General features: G+C 50.1%; 14 protein-coding genes. 9 read left to right on the top strand and 5 right to left on the bottom strand.

The window, feature by feature from the left end; translation table 11 throughout:
* Nucleotides 1-66: 66 nt before the first annotated feature.
* The 3 genes from metA to DVO77_RS06445 all read left to right on the top strand — a co-directional run bounded on the left by metA (nucleotide 67) and on the right by DVO77_RS06445 (nucleotide 4140).
* Complete coding sequence (metA, locus tag DVO77_RS06460; protein WP_119977768.1) at nucleotides 67-1008, top strand: homoserine O-acetyltransferase MetA; 942 nt, start codon at nucleotides 67-69, stop codon at nucleotides 1006-1008.
* Between the two features lie 547 nt (nucleotides 1009-1555).
* Nucleotides 1556-2179 carry an NAD(P)H-dependent oxidoreductase gene (locus DVO77_RS06450; protein ID WP_119977767.1) on the top strand — a complete coding sequence of 208 codons (624 nt, stop codon included), beginning with the start codon at nucleotides 1556-1558 and terminating at the stop codon, nucleotides 2177-2179.
* Entirely contained in the window at nucleotides 2179-4140 is a 1962-nt protein-coding gene (locus tag DVO77_RS06445) for a monovalent cation:proton antiporter-2 (CPA2) family protein (protein WP_110458662.1), read from the top strand. The genes DVO77_RS06450 and DVO77_RS06445 overlap by 1 nt, the downstream gene beginning before the upstream one ends.
* A gap of 59 nt (nucleotides 4141-4199) precedes the next feature.
* On the opposite strand, the gene DVO77_RS06440 is transcribed toward DVO77_RS06445, so the two are convergent.
* Nucleotides 4200-5048 (bottom strand): RluA family pseudouridine synthase, encoded by an 849-nt coding sequence (locus DVO77_RS06440; protein WP_110458663.1) that lies wholly within the window; start codon nucleotides 5046-5048, stop codon nucleotides 4200-4202.
* A 388-nt stretch (nucleotides 5049-5436) separates the two neighbouring features.
* On the opposite strand from DVO77_RS06440, the gene DVO77_RS06435 reads away from it, so the two are divergent.
* From DVO77_RS06435 to DVO77_RS06410, 6 genes are all read left to right on the top strand, one after another.
* Nucleotides 5437-6396 (top strand): sensor domain-containing diguanylate cyclase, encoded by a 960-nt coding sequence (locus DVO77_RS06435; protein WP_119977766.1) that lies wholly within the window; start codon nucleotides 5437-5439, stop codon nucleotides 6394-6396.
* Nucleotides 6397-6736: 340 nt separating this feature from the next.
* A complete protein-coding gene (locus tag DVO77_RS06430; protein ID WP_119977765.1) occupies nucleotides 6737-8491 on the top strand; it encodes a phospho-sugar mutase in 1755 nt (584 codons plus the stop codon).
* 142 nt (nucleotides 8492-8633) lie between these two features.
* A complete protein-coding gene (locus DVO77_RS06425) occupies nucleotides 8634-9026 on the top strand; it encodes a VOC family protein (RefSeq protein WP_110458666.1) in 393 nt (130 codons plus the stop codon).
* Nucleotides 9027-9064: 38 nt separating this feature from the next.
* Nucleotides 9065-9520, top strand: a complete 456-nt coding sequence (locus tag DVO77_RS06420; RefSeq protein ID WP_110458667.1) for a GyrI-like domain-containing protein — start codon at nucleotides 9065-9067, stop codon at nucleotides 9518-9520.
* A 54-nt stretch (nucleotides 9521-9574) separates the two neighbouring features.
* Complete coding sequence (locus tag DVO77_RS06415; protein WP_119977764.1) at nucleotides 9575-10303, top strand: helix-turn-helix transcriptional regulator; 729 nt, start codon at nucleotides 9575-9577, stop codon at nucleotides 10301-10303.
* A 251-nt stretch (nucleotides 10304-10554) separates the two neighbouring features.
* A complete protein-coding gene (locus tag DVO77_RS06410) occupies nucleotides 10555-10974 on the top strand; it encodes a thiol-disulfide oxidoreductase DCC family protein (protein WP_119977763.1) in 420 nt (139 codons plus the stop codon).
* Nucleotides 10975-11022: 48 nt separating this feature from the next.
* Here the strand turns inward: DVO77_RS06410 and panP are convergent, their stop codons facing one another.
* The 4 genes from panP to DVO77_RS19110 form a co-directional block, all read right to left on the bottom strand.
* Nucleotides 11023-12663 (bottom strand): pyridoxal-dependent aspartate 1-decarboxylase PanP, encoded by a 1641-nt coding sequence (gene panP, locus DVO77_RS06405; RefSeq protein WP_119977762.1) that lies wholly within the window; start codon nucleotides 12661-12663, stop codon nucleotides 11023-11025.
* A gap of 166 nt (nucleotides 12664-12829) precedes the next feature.
* Nucleotides 12830-14020 (bottom strand): glycerate kinase, encoded by a 1191-nt coding sequence (locus DVO77_RS06400; RefSeq protein WP_119977761.1) that lies wholly within the window; start codon nucleotides 14018-14020, stop codon nucleotides 12830-12832.
* A 121-nt stretch (nucleotides 14021-14141) separates the two neighbouring features.
* Entirely contained in the window at nucleotides 14142-15500 is a 1359-nt protein-coding gene (locus tag DVO77_RS06395) for a GntP family permease (RefSeq protein ID WP_119977760.1), read from the bottom strand.
* Nucleotides 15501-16342: 842 nt separating this feature from the next.
* Nucleotides 16343-16527: hypothetical protein (locus DVO77_RS19110; protein ID WP_211328779.1), on the bottom strand; the 185-nt coding region annotated here is incomplete at its 5' end.

The raw sequence follows: 16527 nt of genomic DNA, 5'->3' as shown, positions 1-16527 counted from the left end.
GTCATCGCGCCGATTTCATTACTGTGCACCTTTAAGAGTGCTTAACAAGATTGAATGAGGCGCGCTATGCCAGTAAAAATTCCTGACAATCTGCCAGCGGCAGAGATCCTTGAATCAGAAAATATTTTCGTCATGTCTGAAACCCGGGCGGCGAATCAAGATATCAGACCCATGAAGGTGCTGATCTTAAATCTGATGCCCAACAAAATTGAGACCGAAACTCAATTGCTGCGCCTGCTGGGCAATACGCCGCTGCAAGTCGATGTCGATTTGCTGCGTATTCATGATAAAGCGTCCAAGCACACCTCTATCGATCACATGAATAACTTCTATCGTGATTTTGAAGATGTGCGCCATAAAAATTACGATGGCTTAATCATTACCGGCGCCCCCCTTGGTCAGGTAGAGTTTGAAGACGTTATCTACTGGGAGCATATTTGTGAGATCATCGACTGGTCTCAGGCCCATGTCACTTCGGTGTTGTTTTTATGTTGGGCAGCCCATGCCGCGCTTTATCATCTGTATGGTTTACAACGCCAAGTGCTGGATAAAAAACGTTCAGGCGTATTTTGTCATCAACGTACGTCGATTCATTTTCCGCTGCTGCGCGGCTTCGATGAAGAGTTTTTTGCGCCCCATTCGCGCTTTGCCGAGATGAATGTTGAGCAATTAAAGCAACATCCTGAGCTGCAAGTGCTGACCGAATCGGACGAGGCGGGCGCTTATATGGTGCTCAGTCGCAGTAACCGTAATCTGTTTGTGATGGGCCACCCCGAATACCAAAAGTCGACCTTGAATGAGGAGTATCAGCGCGATTTAAACGCTGGACTTAATCCCGACATTCCGCAAAATTATTATCGCGGCGACGATCCAAACCAAGAACCCGTCGCCCGCTGGCATGGTCACGGTAGCCTGTTGGTCAGTAATTGGCTTAATTACTATGTTTATCAGTTGACCCCCTACAACCTTGAAGATATGAGCGGCATAACCCCATGGGAATCAAGATAGGGGGGATGGTGTTAAACTCATGATGATCACGGGCCTTGATAGAAGATTTGTCTAGGGCCTGTTGAGCTTTCAAGGTTGTTTTCGCAGCGAATTGTTGAGTATTTATGCAAGGCAGAAGCTTTGTGGGGTAGTTATTCTACATAAAAAGCTGAGAACGCAATAGAAATGAGCAACAAACGCTGCCCGAAGGGGTCGGCTAAAAACGTTTTACTCTTTGTTAAGTGAATTTTGCTTAGATGACTAGGCTGCAATCCACTCGCCTCGATTAACACGTTTTTGTCTCGAACAACATTCAATCAGCAAAGATCAACAGGCCTAGGCTCGCTGATATGCACATCGCACATTTGTCCCATCACATTAACCAGTCAATGTGGATCAGTAGACAGGCTCGGCAAACAGGTTAAAGGGCGTTTTAGAATGCCATTTTTAGGTGCAATTTTCTCGTGACCACGCTTGAGATTCAAGGCGTTACAAGCTATTTTATCTAGACCTATGGCGCGATAATTTTGCAAGGATATTGCGTCATGCCGCCTCGCATAGGACGCTCATGTCGACGACTCATAAACGTGTTTTACTTTTACTTGCCCACCCTTCCCAGCATCGCTCTGAAGTGAATATTCCGCTGTTTAACGCGGCAAAGGCCATCGATGGAGTGACTGCTGTCGATCTCTACGGCGAATACCCCACCTTCGATATCGATATTGAGTGCGAGCAGCAACGACTGATTGAGCACGATATTGTTATTTTTCAATTTCCGCTGTACTGGTATTCGACCCCAGCCATTTTAAAAGAGTGGCAAGATTTGGTGCTTGAATACGGCTTCGCTTATGGCACCGATGGCACTGTGTTAAAGGGGAAAACCTTTTTTTGCGCCGTCAGCGCCGGTGGTAAGGAAGATGCTTATCAAGCGCAAGGTTATAACCATTTCACTGTGCGTCAGTTGTTGGCACCACTGGAGCAGACCGCCAGCTTAACCGGCATGCACTATCTTGCGCCTCTGGTGCTGTTTGGCGCCCGAACCGCTATCGAAGATGACTTCATGGCCCGCCATATAGGTCAATGGCAACGCCTACTAAAGGCCTTGGTTGAAGACAGGGTCAATGTGCATCTGACGGCTAAGCTAGACTGTTTAAATCATCACTTGGACACCATTATCGAGAGGGAGAGGTGATGACAGGTTATTTTCTACAGGCGTTTATCTATTTAGTGGCAGCGGTGATTGCCGTGCCCTTAGCCAAACGTTTTGGCTTAGGCTCAGTCCTGGGATACCTCATAGCCGGTGTGGTGATTGGCCCTGTGGTGGGGCTCGTGGGCGAAGAGGCCAGCGTTATTCAGCATTTTGCCGAGTTTGGTGTGGTGATGATGCTGTTTGTGGTGGGGCTAGAACTCGAGCCCAAAATGTTGTGGGCGATGCGTCATCGCTTAATGGGACTGGGCGGTTTGCAAGTGGTGTTGACCGCCGCTGCCGTGATGGCGATTGCGCTCTATTTTGAAGTGCAATGGACCATCGCCTTGACCATAGGTTTAGTCTTTACGCTATCGTCTACTGCCATTGTGCTGCAAACCTTCAATGAGAAAGGGCTTGGGAAAACCGACGGTGGCCGCAGTGCGTTTTCGGTGTTGCTGTTTCAAGATATCGCGGTGATCCCCATGTTAGCCTTTATTCCCTTGCTGGCGTTGCCTGAGCTGGTGGATAAGGCGCAGCAGTTAGCTAGCACTGCCGCGCAGCAACATCAAGAGGTGAGTCTGGTGGCTGGTTTACCCGGTTGGGCTTACGCCTTAGTGATTACTGGGGCCATCGCCCTGTTGGTGGTTGGCGGCCATTACTTGAGCCGGCCGCTGTTTCGTTTTGTCGCCAGTTCAGGCTTAAGAGAGATCTTTACCGCTACCGCGCTGATGTTGGTTATCGGCATTGCGGCGATGATGAGTCTCGTGGGGTTATCGCCGGCTTTAGGGGCCTTTTTAGCCGGCGTAGTCTTAGCCAACAGTGAGTTTCGCCATGAGCTAGAGTCGAGTATCGAGCCTTTTAAAGGTTTGTTATTAGGTTTATTTTTTATCACCGTGGGCGCGGGAGTGAATTTTGCTTGGTTGTGGCAAGAGCTAGGTGTCATTGTCTTGATGACATTAGGCTTGATGCTGCTCAAAGTCTTAGTATTACTGCTGCTGAGCCTGCTGTTTAAGATAAGAAAAAGCGATCGCTGGCTATTTGCCTTGAGCCTAGCCCAAGCGGGGGAGTTTGGTTTCGTGTTGGTGAGCTATTCAGTACAAAATAATGTATTGCCAACCGACTTAGCCCAAACCTTATTGCTGGTGGTGGCGCTGAGTATGTTCCTTACACCCGGACTATTTATCGCCTTTGAAAAGCTCATTTTACCCCGTTACCGCGCCGCGCCTGACGCCCGAGAGGCCGATATTATTGAAGAGCAAGGCCCAGTTATTATCGCCGGTGTCGGCCGTTTTGGTCAGGTGGTGAACCGGTTATTGACGGCCAACGGGGTTAACACTGTGGTACTCGACCATCAGATAAGCCAAGTGGATATTCTGCGCAGTATCAATGTTAAAAGTTATTTTGGTGATGCCACTCGCCCCGATCTGCTGCACACCGCAGGTATCGAGGAGGCCTCACTGCTAGTGGTGTCGATGGACAACCCCGAAAGTGCGACCGAGTTAGTTAAATACGTTAAACACACTTACCCTCAGGTGAAGATATTAGCGCGCGCCTTCGACCGTGGTCATGCTTATATGCTGCGCCGCGCGGGCGCGGATTTTATCCAAAAGGAGACCCTATTATCGGCGTTAGAGTTAGGGGCCGATGCGATGAAGTGTTTAGGGTTTCATCCCTTTCACGTTGAGCAGCAAAAAAATACCTTCAAGCGCATCGAAAAACGCAGTTCCGATATCCTCTATCAAGCCTGGTGTGATGACAGCTCAGGTGAGCGATTCGACAATAACTATCGCAAATTATTTATTGAGCTGGAAGAGACCATTAAAACTGCGATGACGCGAGATAGAAGTGACAAGCATTCTAACAGTGAACGTGGCTGGACACCGCCGCCTAAAGGCTACGAGGAGGTACTTGAAGGTGATGAGCCTATCGACCCAGCGGCAGCTAAAGCCGATATCACGCCTTAACGACCGCCGAGGCTGCGAGGTGTGCCCTGTGTTCACTTGAGCCGCGCTGTGATTAAAGGTTAATCGAGCGCGGCCAGCTGAGGTTGTAGGTGCTCGGGTAGGGCAATATGCAGCTTTTCTTGGGTAAGCGGGCAGGTGAAATCGAGAAAGCAGGCGGTTAATTGCAGGTTTGGATCGCCCGCCACGGCATCGCCATGTTGCCTGTCGCCCACCACGGGATACCCTATGCTGGCCATATGGATACGGATCTGGTGTTTACGCCCCGTTTCAATAGTGACCTGCACAAGCGAGCGAGCATGCTGGGCATCGTATTCGATAAGCTCGGCGTGCGAGCGCGCCGTTTTACCATCGACATCTGTGTCTATAGTTTGGCGCTGCTTGGGGAATTCGCCTTTGACTATGACGCGATATTGCTTATTAAGCTGCCGATGTTCAAATTGCGCCGCCAGTGCCGCCGTGGTGGTTTTACTGTGGCCGATGATCACTAAGCCTGTGGCGGCGCGATCGAGCCGGTGCACAATAAATGCCGGACGTTGGGGAGTAAGATGGGTTTCGACAAAACGATTAATCGTGGTGTGATCGCTCCATTTCGAGCCTTGGCAGAGCATGGCGTAAGGTTTATACCAAATACTGTATTGGCCTTTGTCGAGAATCAGTTGTGCATCGGCAACCGTTTGCGCCAACACCTCCGGATGATAATAGAGGTGTAATGTATCGCCCACCTTGAGTGCTTTTTTTGCCCGCCGTAGTCGCTGGGTATATTTGCCACGACTTAACCACACTGCGCCTTTGACCATGGCCTGTTTAATGATCTGTTTAGATAATCCACAGTGCGCCGCCAAGAGGCTGACGGCATCGCTATCGACTTGGGTAATGGTAAGATGATATTCAGATTTAGTTAAGTTCATGAGGTCGGCTATATTTTGATGGTGGTCCCCGCTGTTGGGGGGCGAGTTTACACTATTTTTGCCAAGCATGAGAGGCTGATATCGGCCTCAGTGCTAGGTAAAAAGCAAGTCAGTGGCTTATGAGCGGTATGGATAAATGCGTTATCGGCTGATGAATAACCATAAAAGCTGTATATGGCGTTTTCGACGTCATTTTTAGCCATAAAATAGGCGTTAGATCAATTATTAAAGGTTAAATTGTCTTGTTGTTATGTTGTGGAAAACGTAATCTAAATATGAATACAATTTTAGGACAAAAGTGCCACCTCATTGACCTTAGGGCATAGTCTGTTGGGGGATAAAGCGTCATGCTTGCACGGGATTCCTCAAGTGTTCGAGGGACACAGCCATGCATCTACCCGAATCACAACGTCATCCTCATCTTAATATTAGCGCGGTGAATGCGGTGCGCATTGAACATATGACCGCAGTGCTAAAAGCTTTGCCCGATCCAACGTTTATCTTGTCGCAAAGTGGCAAATACCTCGGTGTATTTGGTGGCAACGATGCGCGCTACTATCACGATGGCTCTGCACTGGTCGGCTCACACCTCAGTAATCTTATTTCGGCCGAAAAGGCACAGTGGTTCCTCGATAAAATTACCCAAGCATTACAATCCAACAAATTATTAATTGAAGAATATGAGCTATCCGATAAAGACGTATTGGGCGTATCAGTCGATGGGCCAGAGCTGCCCATTTGGTTTGAGGGGCGTATCCAACCGCTGGACTTTACAATAGCGGGTGAGCGCGTAGTGCTGTGGGTGGCGAGCAATATCTCTAAGCGGCATGAAATGGAGCGGCAACTGCGAGAGTACAGCGATACCGACCAACTGACAGGGTTATTTAATCGGCGCAGACTAGAGCAAGATGTCAGTCAGCATTATGAACAGTGGGCTCGCTATAGTAGGCCTTGTAGCATTTTGATGCTCGATCTCGATAACTTAAAGGCAATAAACGATACCTTAGGCCACCATATGGGAGACAATATCATTGTCGCCATGGCGGAGACTTGCCGCGAGCAATGTCGACAAGCCGACAGTGTTTATCGTTTTGGCGGTGATGAATTCGTGTTGGCCTTGCCCTGTATGACCGCAGAACAAGCTTTGGCGTTTGCCGAGCGGCTACGTCAGTCCACACTTGCGCGATTTGAGCTACTGGCCATATCTGGATTGTCGGCATCGGTCAGTATTGGCGTGGCGTGCATGGCTACCAATGATAGCGGCTATCAAGATAGTCTCAAACGCGCCGATGCCGCCCTATACCGTGCAAAGCGTGCCGGTAAAAACTGTGTTGTATTTATGCTATGAGCTGCATGACTCAACGGAGTCTCTTAGACAGCTTACCTCATGCAAGCTTTATCGCACCACGTAAGTTAAGTACGTAAGCTAGGGTGAGTGGTAAAGTATTAACTATCAGTGGCAGCGGTGTACACGCGCTGAATTAGACTGACAGTTGTCATCCGTCCACAAGCTAAAAGGCTATCACGTTTGAGAGGGTAGCGGGCGATAGCGGTTTGTCATCACACCAGAGTACTTTGCTAAGTATACTTACCTTTAATGCAAATTCACTTGTTCTCTCGTGCGCCGCGACTTACTGTTAGTTATAGTAATATTCGCATAGCGGATTGATGGGTAAAGGGAGGCTTTTATGGATGCACATCTACAGGCAAAAATTCAACATTGGTTGGGGCTAGACGGCGATCCCAGTAGTCATAATGAGATCCAAGCCATGCTCGATAACGATGAACAGCGTGAGCTTGAACAGCGTTTTAGTGGGCGATTGACCTTTGGCACCGCAGGGATCCGTGGTGTGGTTGGAGCAGGACCGATGCGAATGAACCGTTTAGTGGTTCAACAAACATCCAAAGGGGTAGCTGAGTACCTTAAGGCACAAGTCAAGCAGGCCGCCAGTCGAGGCGTGGTCATAGGTTATGATGGTCGCCATGATTCTAAGCAGTTTGCCTATGATGCTGCGGCCGTGTTGACCAGTGCTGGCGTTAAGGTGTATCTCACCGAACATGTGGCTCCCACCCCGTTAGTGGCCTTTGGTGTGCTGCACCTTAAAGCGGCTGCGGGCATAGTCGTCACCGCAAGTCATAACCCACCGCAATATAATGGTTATAAAGTTTACTGGGAAAATGGCGCGCAAATTATTCCTCCGCACGATACGGGGATTGCGGCGCGTATCGAACAGGCTGCCCAGCAACGGGTGCCATTAATGCCGATATCAGACGCGTTGGCGAGCAAGCAGTTGGTGATGCTCGGCGATGATTTTTATCAGGCTTACCGTGATGGCATCAAACAGTCCACAGTGCTGCAAAATCATACACAACCAGCATTGGTGAGTCTGGCCTATACCGCGATGCATGGTGTTGGCGCCGAGATGGCCGAAACTGTGCTCAAGGATGCTGGCTTTACTCAGGTTTATTCGGTGGCGGCGCAGCGAGAACCCGACGGCGATTTTCCTACGGTCAATTTCCCCAACCCCGAGGAGGCTGGTGCCATGGATTTGGTGATCGCCGAAGCGCACCAACATAATGCCATGTTAGCGTGCGCTAACGATCCCGATGCCGACCGGTTTGCGGTGGCGGTCAGAAAACCCGATGCCTTAGCCTCTATGGCGGCAACCGAGGCGTATCAAATGCTCACCGGCGATCAAGTAGGGGTGTTGTTAGGACACTATTTACTGTCCCATGCACCCGATAACCAAAGGCTCACCTGCCGTACCATAGTCTCTTCGAGTCTATTATCTAAGGTGAGTATTGCGATGCACGGTGTGTGCGAAACCACCTTAACGGGTTTTAAGTGGCTGACGAACGTGGGGATGAGTAAGCAATCGGCAGACAACCAGTTTTTGTTTGCCTATGAAGAAGCGTTGGGCTACACCATCGGCAGCATGGTGTGGGATAAAGATGGTTTATCGGCCTTAGTGGCCTTTGCCCAATTAACCGCCGAACTGGCCTCCCAAGGACAAACCCTTTGGGACAGGCTAGAAGCTATCTATCGTCAACATGGTTATTACCTCAACGAGCTGGTGAGTATTGCCCTGAGCGGTAGTGATGACTCACCAACCATAGGTGAGCAACTGCGTAACCTTAATCCTACTGAGATTGCGGGGCAAAAAATCGTGTCTGTGGATGATATCAGCCTAGGAAAACGGCGTTTTGCCGATGGGCGCATCGAGCCTATCGATCTTCCTAGCAGTGATGTACTTATCTATTGTCTAGATGATGGTGCTCGTGTCATCGTGCGCCCCTCTGGCACCGAGCCTAAGGTTAAATGTTACTACGAGGTGGTGTGTGATTTTGGCGAACAGGAGACGTTAAGTGAGGTGCATCATCGCGCTACATTGGCGATGAAGGCGCTTATCGAGCAGCATCAGCAGCAGCTGCCTAAATCATAGCGGCTAGCAAGGGGCAATATTTGAGTTCGGCTAAACCCTACTGACACCAAGCTGTCAGTAGGGGCGCGTTAAGCTGTCCTTGTCGTCAGATGTGTTAGGTGTTCAGGGGTGAACGTCGCATCTGCTACACAAGGAGAGCATTATGTTACAGCAACAACCTTTGGTATGGGGCGAAATAGCCGTTGAAGATATCGCGCGAGCACAGGCGTTTTATGTACAACATTTCGATGTGACGTTTCGACAGCAGACGATGAGCGGTATGCAGATGGCGATCATAGAAACGGAGCTTGAGCAGGCCGCCAGTGTCGCCTTAGTGAAGCATGAAACCATGCGTCCTAGTAAAGATGGCAGTGTGGTGTATCTGCATGTAAGCGATCAGCTCTCGCCGTTGGTGGCGCGACTCGAGCGTGCCGGCGTCGAGATTGTCATGCCCGCGATGGCGATCAATGACGGCGAGTGTGGTTACTCTTGTCTCTTTATCGACAGTGAGGGCAACAAGGTTGGCCTGTGGTCGCCTAGTCTAACAGCGGGTTAAACCTGCAGAACATGCAACGGATAACAGAAGGAATTGAGATGAAGACGGTAAATCTGCCGCAGAAGTCGGTTATTGGCAAGAGCGTGCGTACCAATAACCGCGCCGAGTCTGAGTCGGTGTCAGCAAAGATAGGTCCACTCTGGCAGGATTTTATGGGTCAGTATGGTGAGCAGATCTTGGCTAAGATGCCTGTTTATGGTGTCTACTACGATTATGCCAGCGACATGAATGGTGACTTTAGTTTAATGACAGCTGTCGACGTCGGAACGATTTCTGGCGAAGGGTTATTGCCGTTAACGCTTGAGGCCGGTAACTATCTCTGTTTCAGCGCTCAGGGAGAGATGCCCCGCAGTGTGATTGAGCTTTGGCAAACGATCTGGGCTTATTTCGGCAAGGATAATTGTCCCTATCGCCGTCAATATTTGACCGATTTCGAATGTTATTCCACGGCCGATAGCGTCGATATTTATATCGGCGTGCATGTCGAAGTATAAGGAGTTCACTCGGCCGTTCCCATAGGGAGCGGCCTGGTTATTTAAGGTTATTTGATGCGCCGCGCCGATCGTTTATTTCAAATTGTGCAGATCCTAAGGCACAGACGCCTGACAACAGCGCAGCAGCTGGCAGAGCGTTTAGAGGTGTCCACTCGCACCGTTTATCGTGACATTCAAGATCTTTGCCTCTCTGGCATCCCTATCGAGGGGGAGGCCGGGGTTGGTTACCTGCTGCGTCAAGAGGTCAGCGTACCGCCATTGATGTTTAATGAGCAGGAACTAGAGGCCATTCAGGTGGGGATGCGCATGGTACAGGCTCAGGGTGGGCACGAGCTGGCTAGCGCCGCTAAGCAGGCGATGATAAAGGTCGAAGCCGTGTTGCCCGATAGGCTTAAGGCTTATCAATCGCTGATGTTTGCCCCCGACTTTTACAGCGACAGCCAGCTGTTTTCGTTGCTCGACTTGCTACGAAAGTATGCCAGAGAGCGTGAATATCTCATGTTGAGCTATCAGGATGTGAATCAGGCCGAGAGTGAACGCCAGATCCGGCCGCTGGCGCTCTATTATTGGCAAGGGGTTTGGACCTTACTGGCTTGGTGCGAACTGCGAAATGACTTTCGTAATTTTCGTGTCGATCGCATCACTGGAGCCTTACCGTTGGGGAGTCACTTTGACCACTCGGCGGGCCAAGAGATGGCCGATTATATCGCCAAAATGACGGCGTTGTATGGAAGGCCCGCAGTGTCACTGGCCCGATGCGAGCCTGGCAACGAGGGGCTATAAGGCCGCAGTGTCACTGGCCCGATGCGAGCCTGGCAACGAGGGGCTATAAGGCCGCGGTAAACTTGCGCTCTGTATCGCCGTGCAACCTATCTGGCTCTATGAGGTCTCTTTACTGCTGTGCTTGTCCATGTTGGCGTTGCTGTCGATGGTTCAGCATAGCCTAAATTTACCGACGGTTTTTGTACCGAATTGCCCTGTTCCACGGGCGATGTTATGGTCGTGCTAAGTGATAAACTAAACAAGAGTGGCGCGTGATACAACAACCAGTGGTGATCTTCGACGGTCGCTGTAACCTCTGCCATGGCGCGGTACGCTTTATCGTCAAGCGCGATCCAAAAGGGGTATTTAAGTTTGCCTCGATTCAAAGCCCTAAGGCTCAGCAGCTACTGCGGCAACGAGGTGTTGAGTGCGATATCGATGATCCCGACAGTGTCTATTTAATTAAGGGGGCTGAGGTCATGAGCCAGAGCGATGCGGCACTCGACATTGCCGGGGCGCTGTCTGGTGGCTGGCCCTTATTGCGGCTGTTTAAGATAGTACCTCGCCCCCTAAGAGATTGGTGCTATCGGCAGGTGGCAAGGCGGCGTTATCGATTATTTGGTCAGCGACAATGCGCCTTACCCAGTGAGATCGATCGCCGCAGATTTTTAGACAGTGACACCGAGCATTAACGGCCTATATTCGGTTGTGCCGTCGCTATCGATGTGGGACAGGCTATGTTATAGGGTTAACAACTGCGGCAAAAACGGGTTATCTTGCTGGGCAATTTCGCGCTGCTCTTCAAGCACCTGCTGTAAAATATCATCTCCGGTTAACGGGTTAGCGAGTACGACTCTAAACACCACAGAGGTGAGCTCAAGGTTATCTTCTGGGGTGATTCGGGTACGCGACACAAACGATTTCCCCTGTTCGCGCTGGCGTTTTTGTATAAATTTAGTCAGCCCGTCGAGTAAACCGTTTATTTGGCTCACCTTGTTGAGGTCGTTATCGAGCACCGCTTGTTTAAGCAAACGCTGCACTTTGGCGGGCACATAACGGTAGGTGAGCAGGCATAGTTCGGGTGCCGACACCAACTGAAAATCTTCTTGCTGCTTAATCAGCTCGGCAAAGTCGCGCGCCTTTTCTAGGCTATTGTTAATCAAAATTTCATAGCCATCGCGGCCAATCACCTGCAAGCAGGCGTGCACTAACATCGCCATTCCAGGACGAGAGCCCTCCAGCGTCTGACTGCCTAAATCTTTTGAGCCTTTACGTAAAATATATTCGGCGTGATGTTTAATGGCATTGGCCAGCTGAGGATCTTTAAACAGCACCATGCCTGCGCCCATAGGCACATACATCTGCTTGTGCGCATCGATGGTGACCGAGTCGGCGCGCTCTATGCCGGCTAGCAGGTGGCGATACTTGTTGGATAATAAGCTCGCGCCGCCCCATGCAGCGTCCACATGAAAATGACATTCCAGCTCTGCGGCTAAATCGGCAAGGGCGTTTAAGGGGTCGATATTGCCGGTTTCTGTGGTGCCAGCCACCCCTACAATCGCTATCACCTTGATATTGCGTGCCTTGAGCTCATTCGCGGCGGCGCGCATCTTAACCACATCGACCTTGTTGTCTTTGGCACAAGGGATTTGGATGATGTTATCGCGGCCGATACCTAGGAGATCGGCGGTTTTACCGAGCGAGTAATGGCCACGAGTCGACACTAAAATGGCCAAGTCATCATAGCCATAATGGCGCAGTGCACTCAGTAAGCCACTGGCGGTGACGCCACGAAAATCCCCATCGGCTTTTAATAAGCGGTTACGTGCTATCCATAGTGCGGTAATGTTCGCTACGGTGCCGCCTGAGCAAAATGCCCCCAATGAATGGTTGGCGCTGTGCATCCAATTATCATAAAAATCATCAGCTTGCCCATACACCAAATGGTGCATCATGCCCAACACTTGGCGCTCTAGCGGCGTAAAGGCTTTCGAGGTTTCAATTTTGACGAGGTTTTGATTTAGCCCCACCATCATCTTCGATAGCGGCAGCACGAAGTAGGGCAGTGCCGAGGTCATATGGCCGATAAAGCTTGGCGCCGAGGTGTGCACGCTGTGAGCGATTAAGGTTTGCATCATCTGTTCGGCGTAATCGGATACGAAGCTCGGCGATGCGGGAATTTGGTGTGCCTGAAAATCTTTCTCGATTTCAGTTAAGGGTTTTTCGACAGCGACAATATTTTCTTTTAAGAACCCCATGAGATTTTCAGAGAGATTTTTTTCAATCTGACTCAAGGTCGAGTGGGGGGCTTCTGGCAAGGTGAAAATACGCAGTAATGCTGCTTCAGAGGCCGTTGCTTGTCGTGTCTGTTTAGATGTCATCAAGGTGCATCGCTTCACTGTGACCCGTTCCCTTATTGCTGGGACATGGTCAGTCAAAATGGGAGCTCACTTTACTGTAAGCTTTATAACGCATCAAGGGGAAAAGTTAAATGGCCGTTGTTTATCAGGATAAAGGGGTTGAGCCGATCCCTTTACCCTCATAAGGTTAACGAGTGCGATTGGTATTATACAGCGCGGCAATGCTCACCGAGGTGGAGTATAAATTATGTTTGGCGCTGGCCAGCACTTGGTTAAGCGGCATTGCTCTAGGAGTGGTCGAAAAAAGTGCGCAAAAGCCATGATTGAGTAGCACATTGGCATCATCACTGACGCATCCGGCAATGGCAATAACAGCAATCCCCTGCTTATTGGCTTCTCGGGCGACACCCATGGGGGTTTTACCATGCAAGGTTTGGCTGTCGAGCCGGCCTTCACCTGTGATCACCAGATCGGCGCCGCGAATGATCGCGGCTAAATTGACGGTTTGCATCACGATATCGATACCGGGTTTGAGTTCACCCTTAAGGTAAGCCAGTACCGCAAAGCCCATGCCGCCAGCCGCGCCAGCGCCAGCTATGTCGCGGCATTCGGCCAGTCCGGCGGCGCGAGTGATATCGGCAAAATGAGCCAGCGCCGCATCGAGCTGTGCGACCATGGTGGGGGTTGCCCCTTTTTGTGGGCCAAAAATGGCTGATGCGCCTTTATCGCCGCACAGCGGATTGTCGACATCACAGGCTACCTCAATATGGCAATGGTTTAAGCGTGGATCGAGTCCGCTGATATCGATACGCTTGAGAGTGGCGAGCGCCGCACCGCCAGCGGCAATCTCTTTACCGTTCTGATCGATAAGCTGAGCGCCCAAGGCCTGTAGCATGCCGGCGCCGCCATCGTTAGTGGCGCTGCCGCCAAGGCCGATGATGATATGGTTAATGCCTGCATCGAGCGCATGGCGGATCAACTGGCCTGTGCCATAACTGGTGGTGAGCAGTGGATTACGCTGCTCAAGCGGCACATGATGAAGCCCTGATGCCGATGCCATTTCAATGATGGCGGTGTGAGCCTGCGCCATAGCGTCGCTCTGATTGCTGCTGTCACCGAGGGCATGACGCCGTTGGCCTAAGATGCCATAGTGAGCCTCGACGCGATTGCCAAGAGGACCAATTACCGACAAGGTGACAAGCTTACCCTCAGTGGCATCAACCATAGATTGCACCGTCCCTTCGCCGCCGTCGGCTACAGGCACTTTAATATAGTCGGCATTGGGCAGTACTTGGCGAAATCCACGCTCTATTTCGGTGGCAACTTCCATGGCGCTCAAGCTTTCTTTATACGAATCGGGCGCAATGACTATCTTCATTGAAACATCCTGTGATCTAAAAATGGAGTGACAAGCCGTGGGCGGAAAAGGGGGCGCACATCTTGCGTGATAAGCAGCATGGGTCTCGATTAATGGCGAGGCCCATGCTGATGATTATTGTTTACAGCAGCACAAGACTCAGTAGATACACTAAAATCATTGCGGTAACGCCTTGAATTAAAGTAGCCATTGTCTGCGCTTTATAGGCTTGCTTAACGCTCATGCGGCTAAACTGGGTGACGACCCAAAAGAAGCTATCGTTAGCATGGGAGACTGTCATGGCGCCTGCACCAATGGCCATGACGGTCAACACCCGGCCCATTTCGCTTGCTAAACCAATATCGCCAAGCATAGGCGCAACCATAGCCGAGGTGGCCACTAAGGCGACGGTGGATGAGCCTTGCGCCGACTTGAGCGCCGCAGCAACAATAAAGGGCATAAAGATGCCGATGCCCAGAGCCGACAATGAACTGCCAAGGAAGTTACCAATTTCGGTGGCTTTCAATACCGCGCCAAATGCGCCGCCAGCACCGGTGATCAGTAAAATCGGGGCGGCGACGACCAAACCATGGCTGATACGATCGCTAAACTCTTTGATGCGATTATCACTCTTAAGTAATGCCAGCGACAACATTAAGCCAATCATCAAGGCATTTACAGGCTGCCCTAAGAAAGAGAGCACTGCAAAGAGGTTGCCATCGCCTAAGGGTTGTGACGGAAACTTAGCGATAGAACCTAAACAGATTAACAGTATCGGCACGAAGATAGGTGCAAAGGCTTTGCTTGGACTAGGCAGTTTGCCGTAAGCGGCTTTTAAACTATCAAAATCTTCGACACTCTCTTTAAGCTCTTGTGCGCCTTCACCATCGGGCTCAACATTGGCAAAACGGTTGGCCCACAACATGCCAGCCAAGGCGGCAACGGCAGCGACGACAATACCGACACCAATCACCAATCCAAGATTTGATTCGAGGCCTAAATTACCTGCCGCCGCAATAGGGCCTGGCGTTGGCGGCACAAAGGTATGGGTGGCATACAGGCCGGTGGCTAAGGCGACACTCATCGACACGCTTGAGACCTTCATGCGATTGGCCATCGATTGTTTCAGCGAGTTTAAGATCACAAAGCCTGAGTCACAAAATACCGGTATGGATACCAAGTAACCTATGATCGACATGGTGAGGGTGGGAAAGCGTTGCCCCAGCACCTTAATGACCACGTCAGCCATGGTGATAGCCGCGCCACTTTTTTCTAAGATGGTGCCAATAATGGTACCTAATACAATCACTAGGCCGATATAGCCTAAGATGCCACCAAAGCCAGAGGTGATGGTTTTGGCAATATCAGCACTTGGTAGCCCGTAGGCAAATGCAGCGATAAATGACGCGAGAATAAGGGTTAAAAACGGATGTAATTTAAATTTCGACGTGGCGATAACGATAAACGCGATCACGGCGAGCAAGATCAGTACGAGGCTCATAGGGTGTCCCTGTCTTTGGGTTATATTTATTTGATTGTTCGAACAATGACCCGCTTAGTCAGCACCACCTAAAGTGAGGGCTAAGGTATTTCAGGCTTAGGCTATTATCCGCACAAAAGGATAATCAGGCTTCGTTAAAATTGATGAATCTTCAAGGGGTTTATAAGACAATTTTGTGCAGATGCACATATTTTGGCGCTTTGGTGTGCTAGCTATGACCATATTGCGCTTTTTTGCTTGTGGCATTTTGTTGATTTGTTTTATTTCACTGATACACAAATGTCGTGATCACATGGATATGAAAGAATGCAGGCCTTCGAATCAAGGTGTTGGCTTTTTTGGGCTTGTAACATTTAGTCGAGTTGGTTTTTATTGATTGATGGTAGCGTTAACCTTTATGGCAGCCAATTGCCTGCAGCATGCCTTTCGTGCAGGTACTTCCTCGGCACCGCTGACTTTTTGTTAAACAAGAGCCATCCCTAGGCGCTCTGCGATTTCATCCCTGAAATCGAAGGCCTCAGCCGCACCTACACCGAGTTCTTAATCTCTTCGATTTGACCTTACTCGTGTCACTTGGACAATCAAAAGTTAAATTGTTTTTGGACAAAAGGTTGTGGGACTTCGAATGAAGGTGTTGGCTTTTTTGCTTGTAGCATTTAGTCGAGTTAGTTTTTATTGATTGATGGTAGCGTTAACCTTTATGGCAACCAATTGCCTGCAGCATGCCTTTCGTGCAGGTATTTCGGTGGGGCGCTGCAAGTATATCCCTATAAGCTCGACGGTGGCATCCCTGCCACCAACCCCCACCGCCATACCTACACCGACTTATCACTCTCTTCGATTTAGCCGTAATTGGTATCCACAGAACCGTTAAAAGTTAAATTGTTTTTGGACAAAAGGTTGTGGGACTTCGAATGAAGGTGTTGGCATTTTTGTGGTTTAACATTTGGCTGAATTAGTGTTGGTAGAGTGTCTTTGAAATTTGTATCTTCACTGTTATCAATCGCCTGTCCGGCAGGGAGTGTGC

The organism is Shewanella algidipiscicola (genome assembly GCF_003605125.1).
GTDB lineage: Bacteria > Pseudomonadota > Gammaproteobacteria > Enterobacterales > Shewanellaceae > Shewanella > Shewanella algidipiscicola.
Note: the sequence above shows the minus strand (reverse complement) of the source record. Positions and strands in the feature narration are given on the sequence as shown.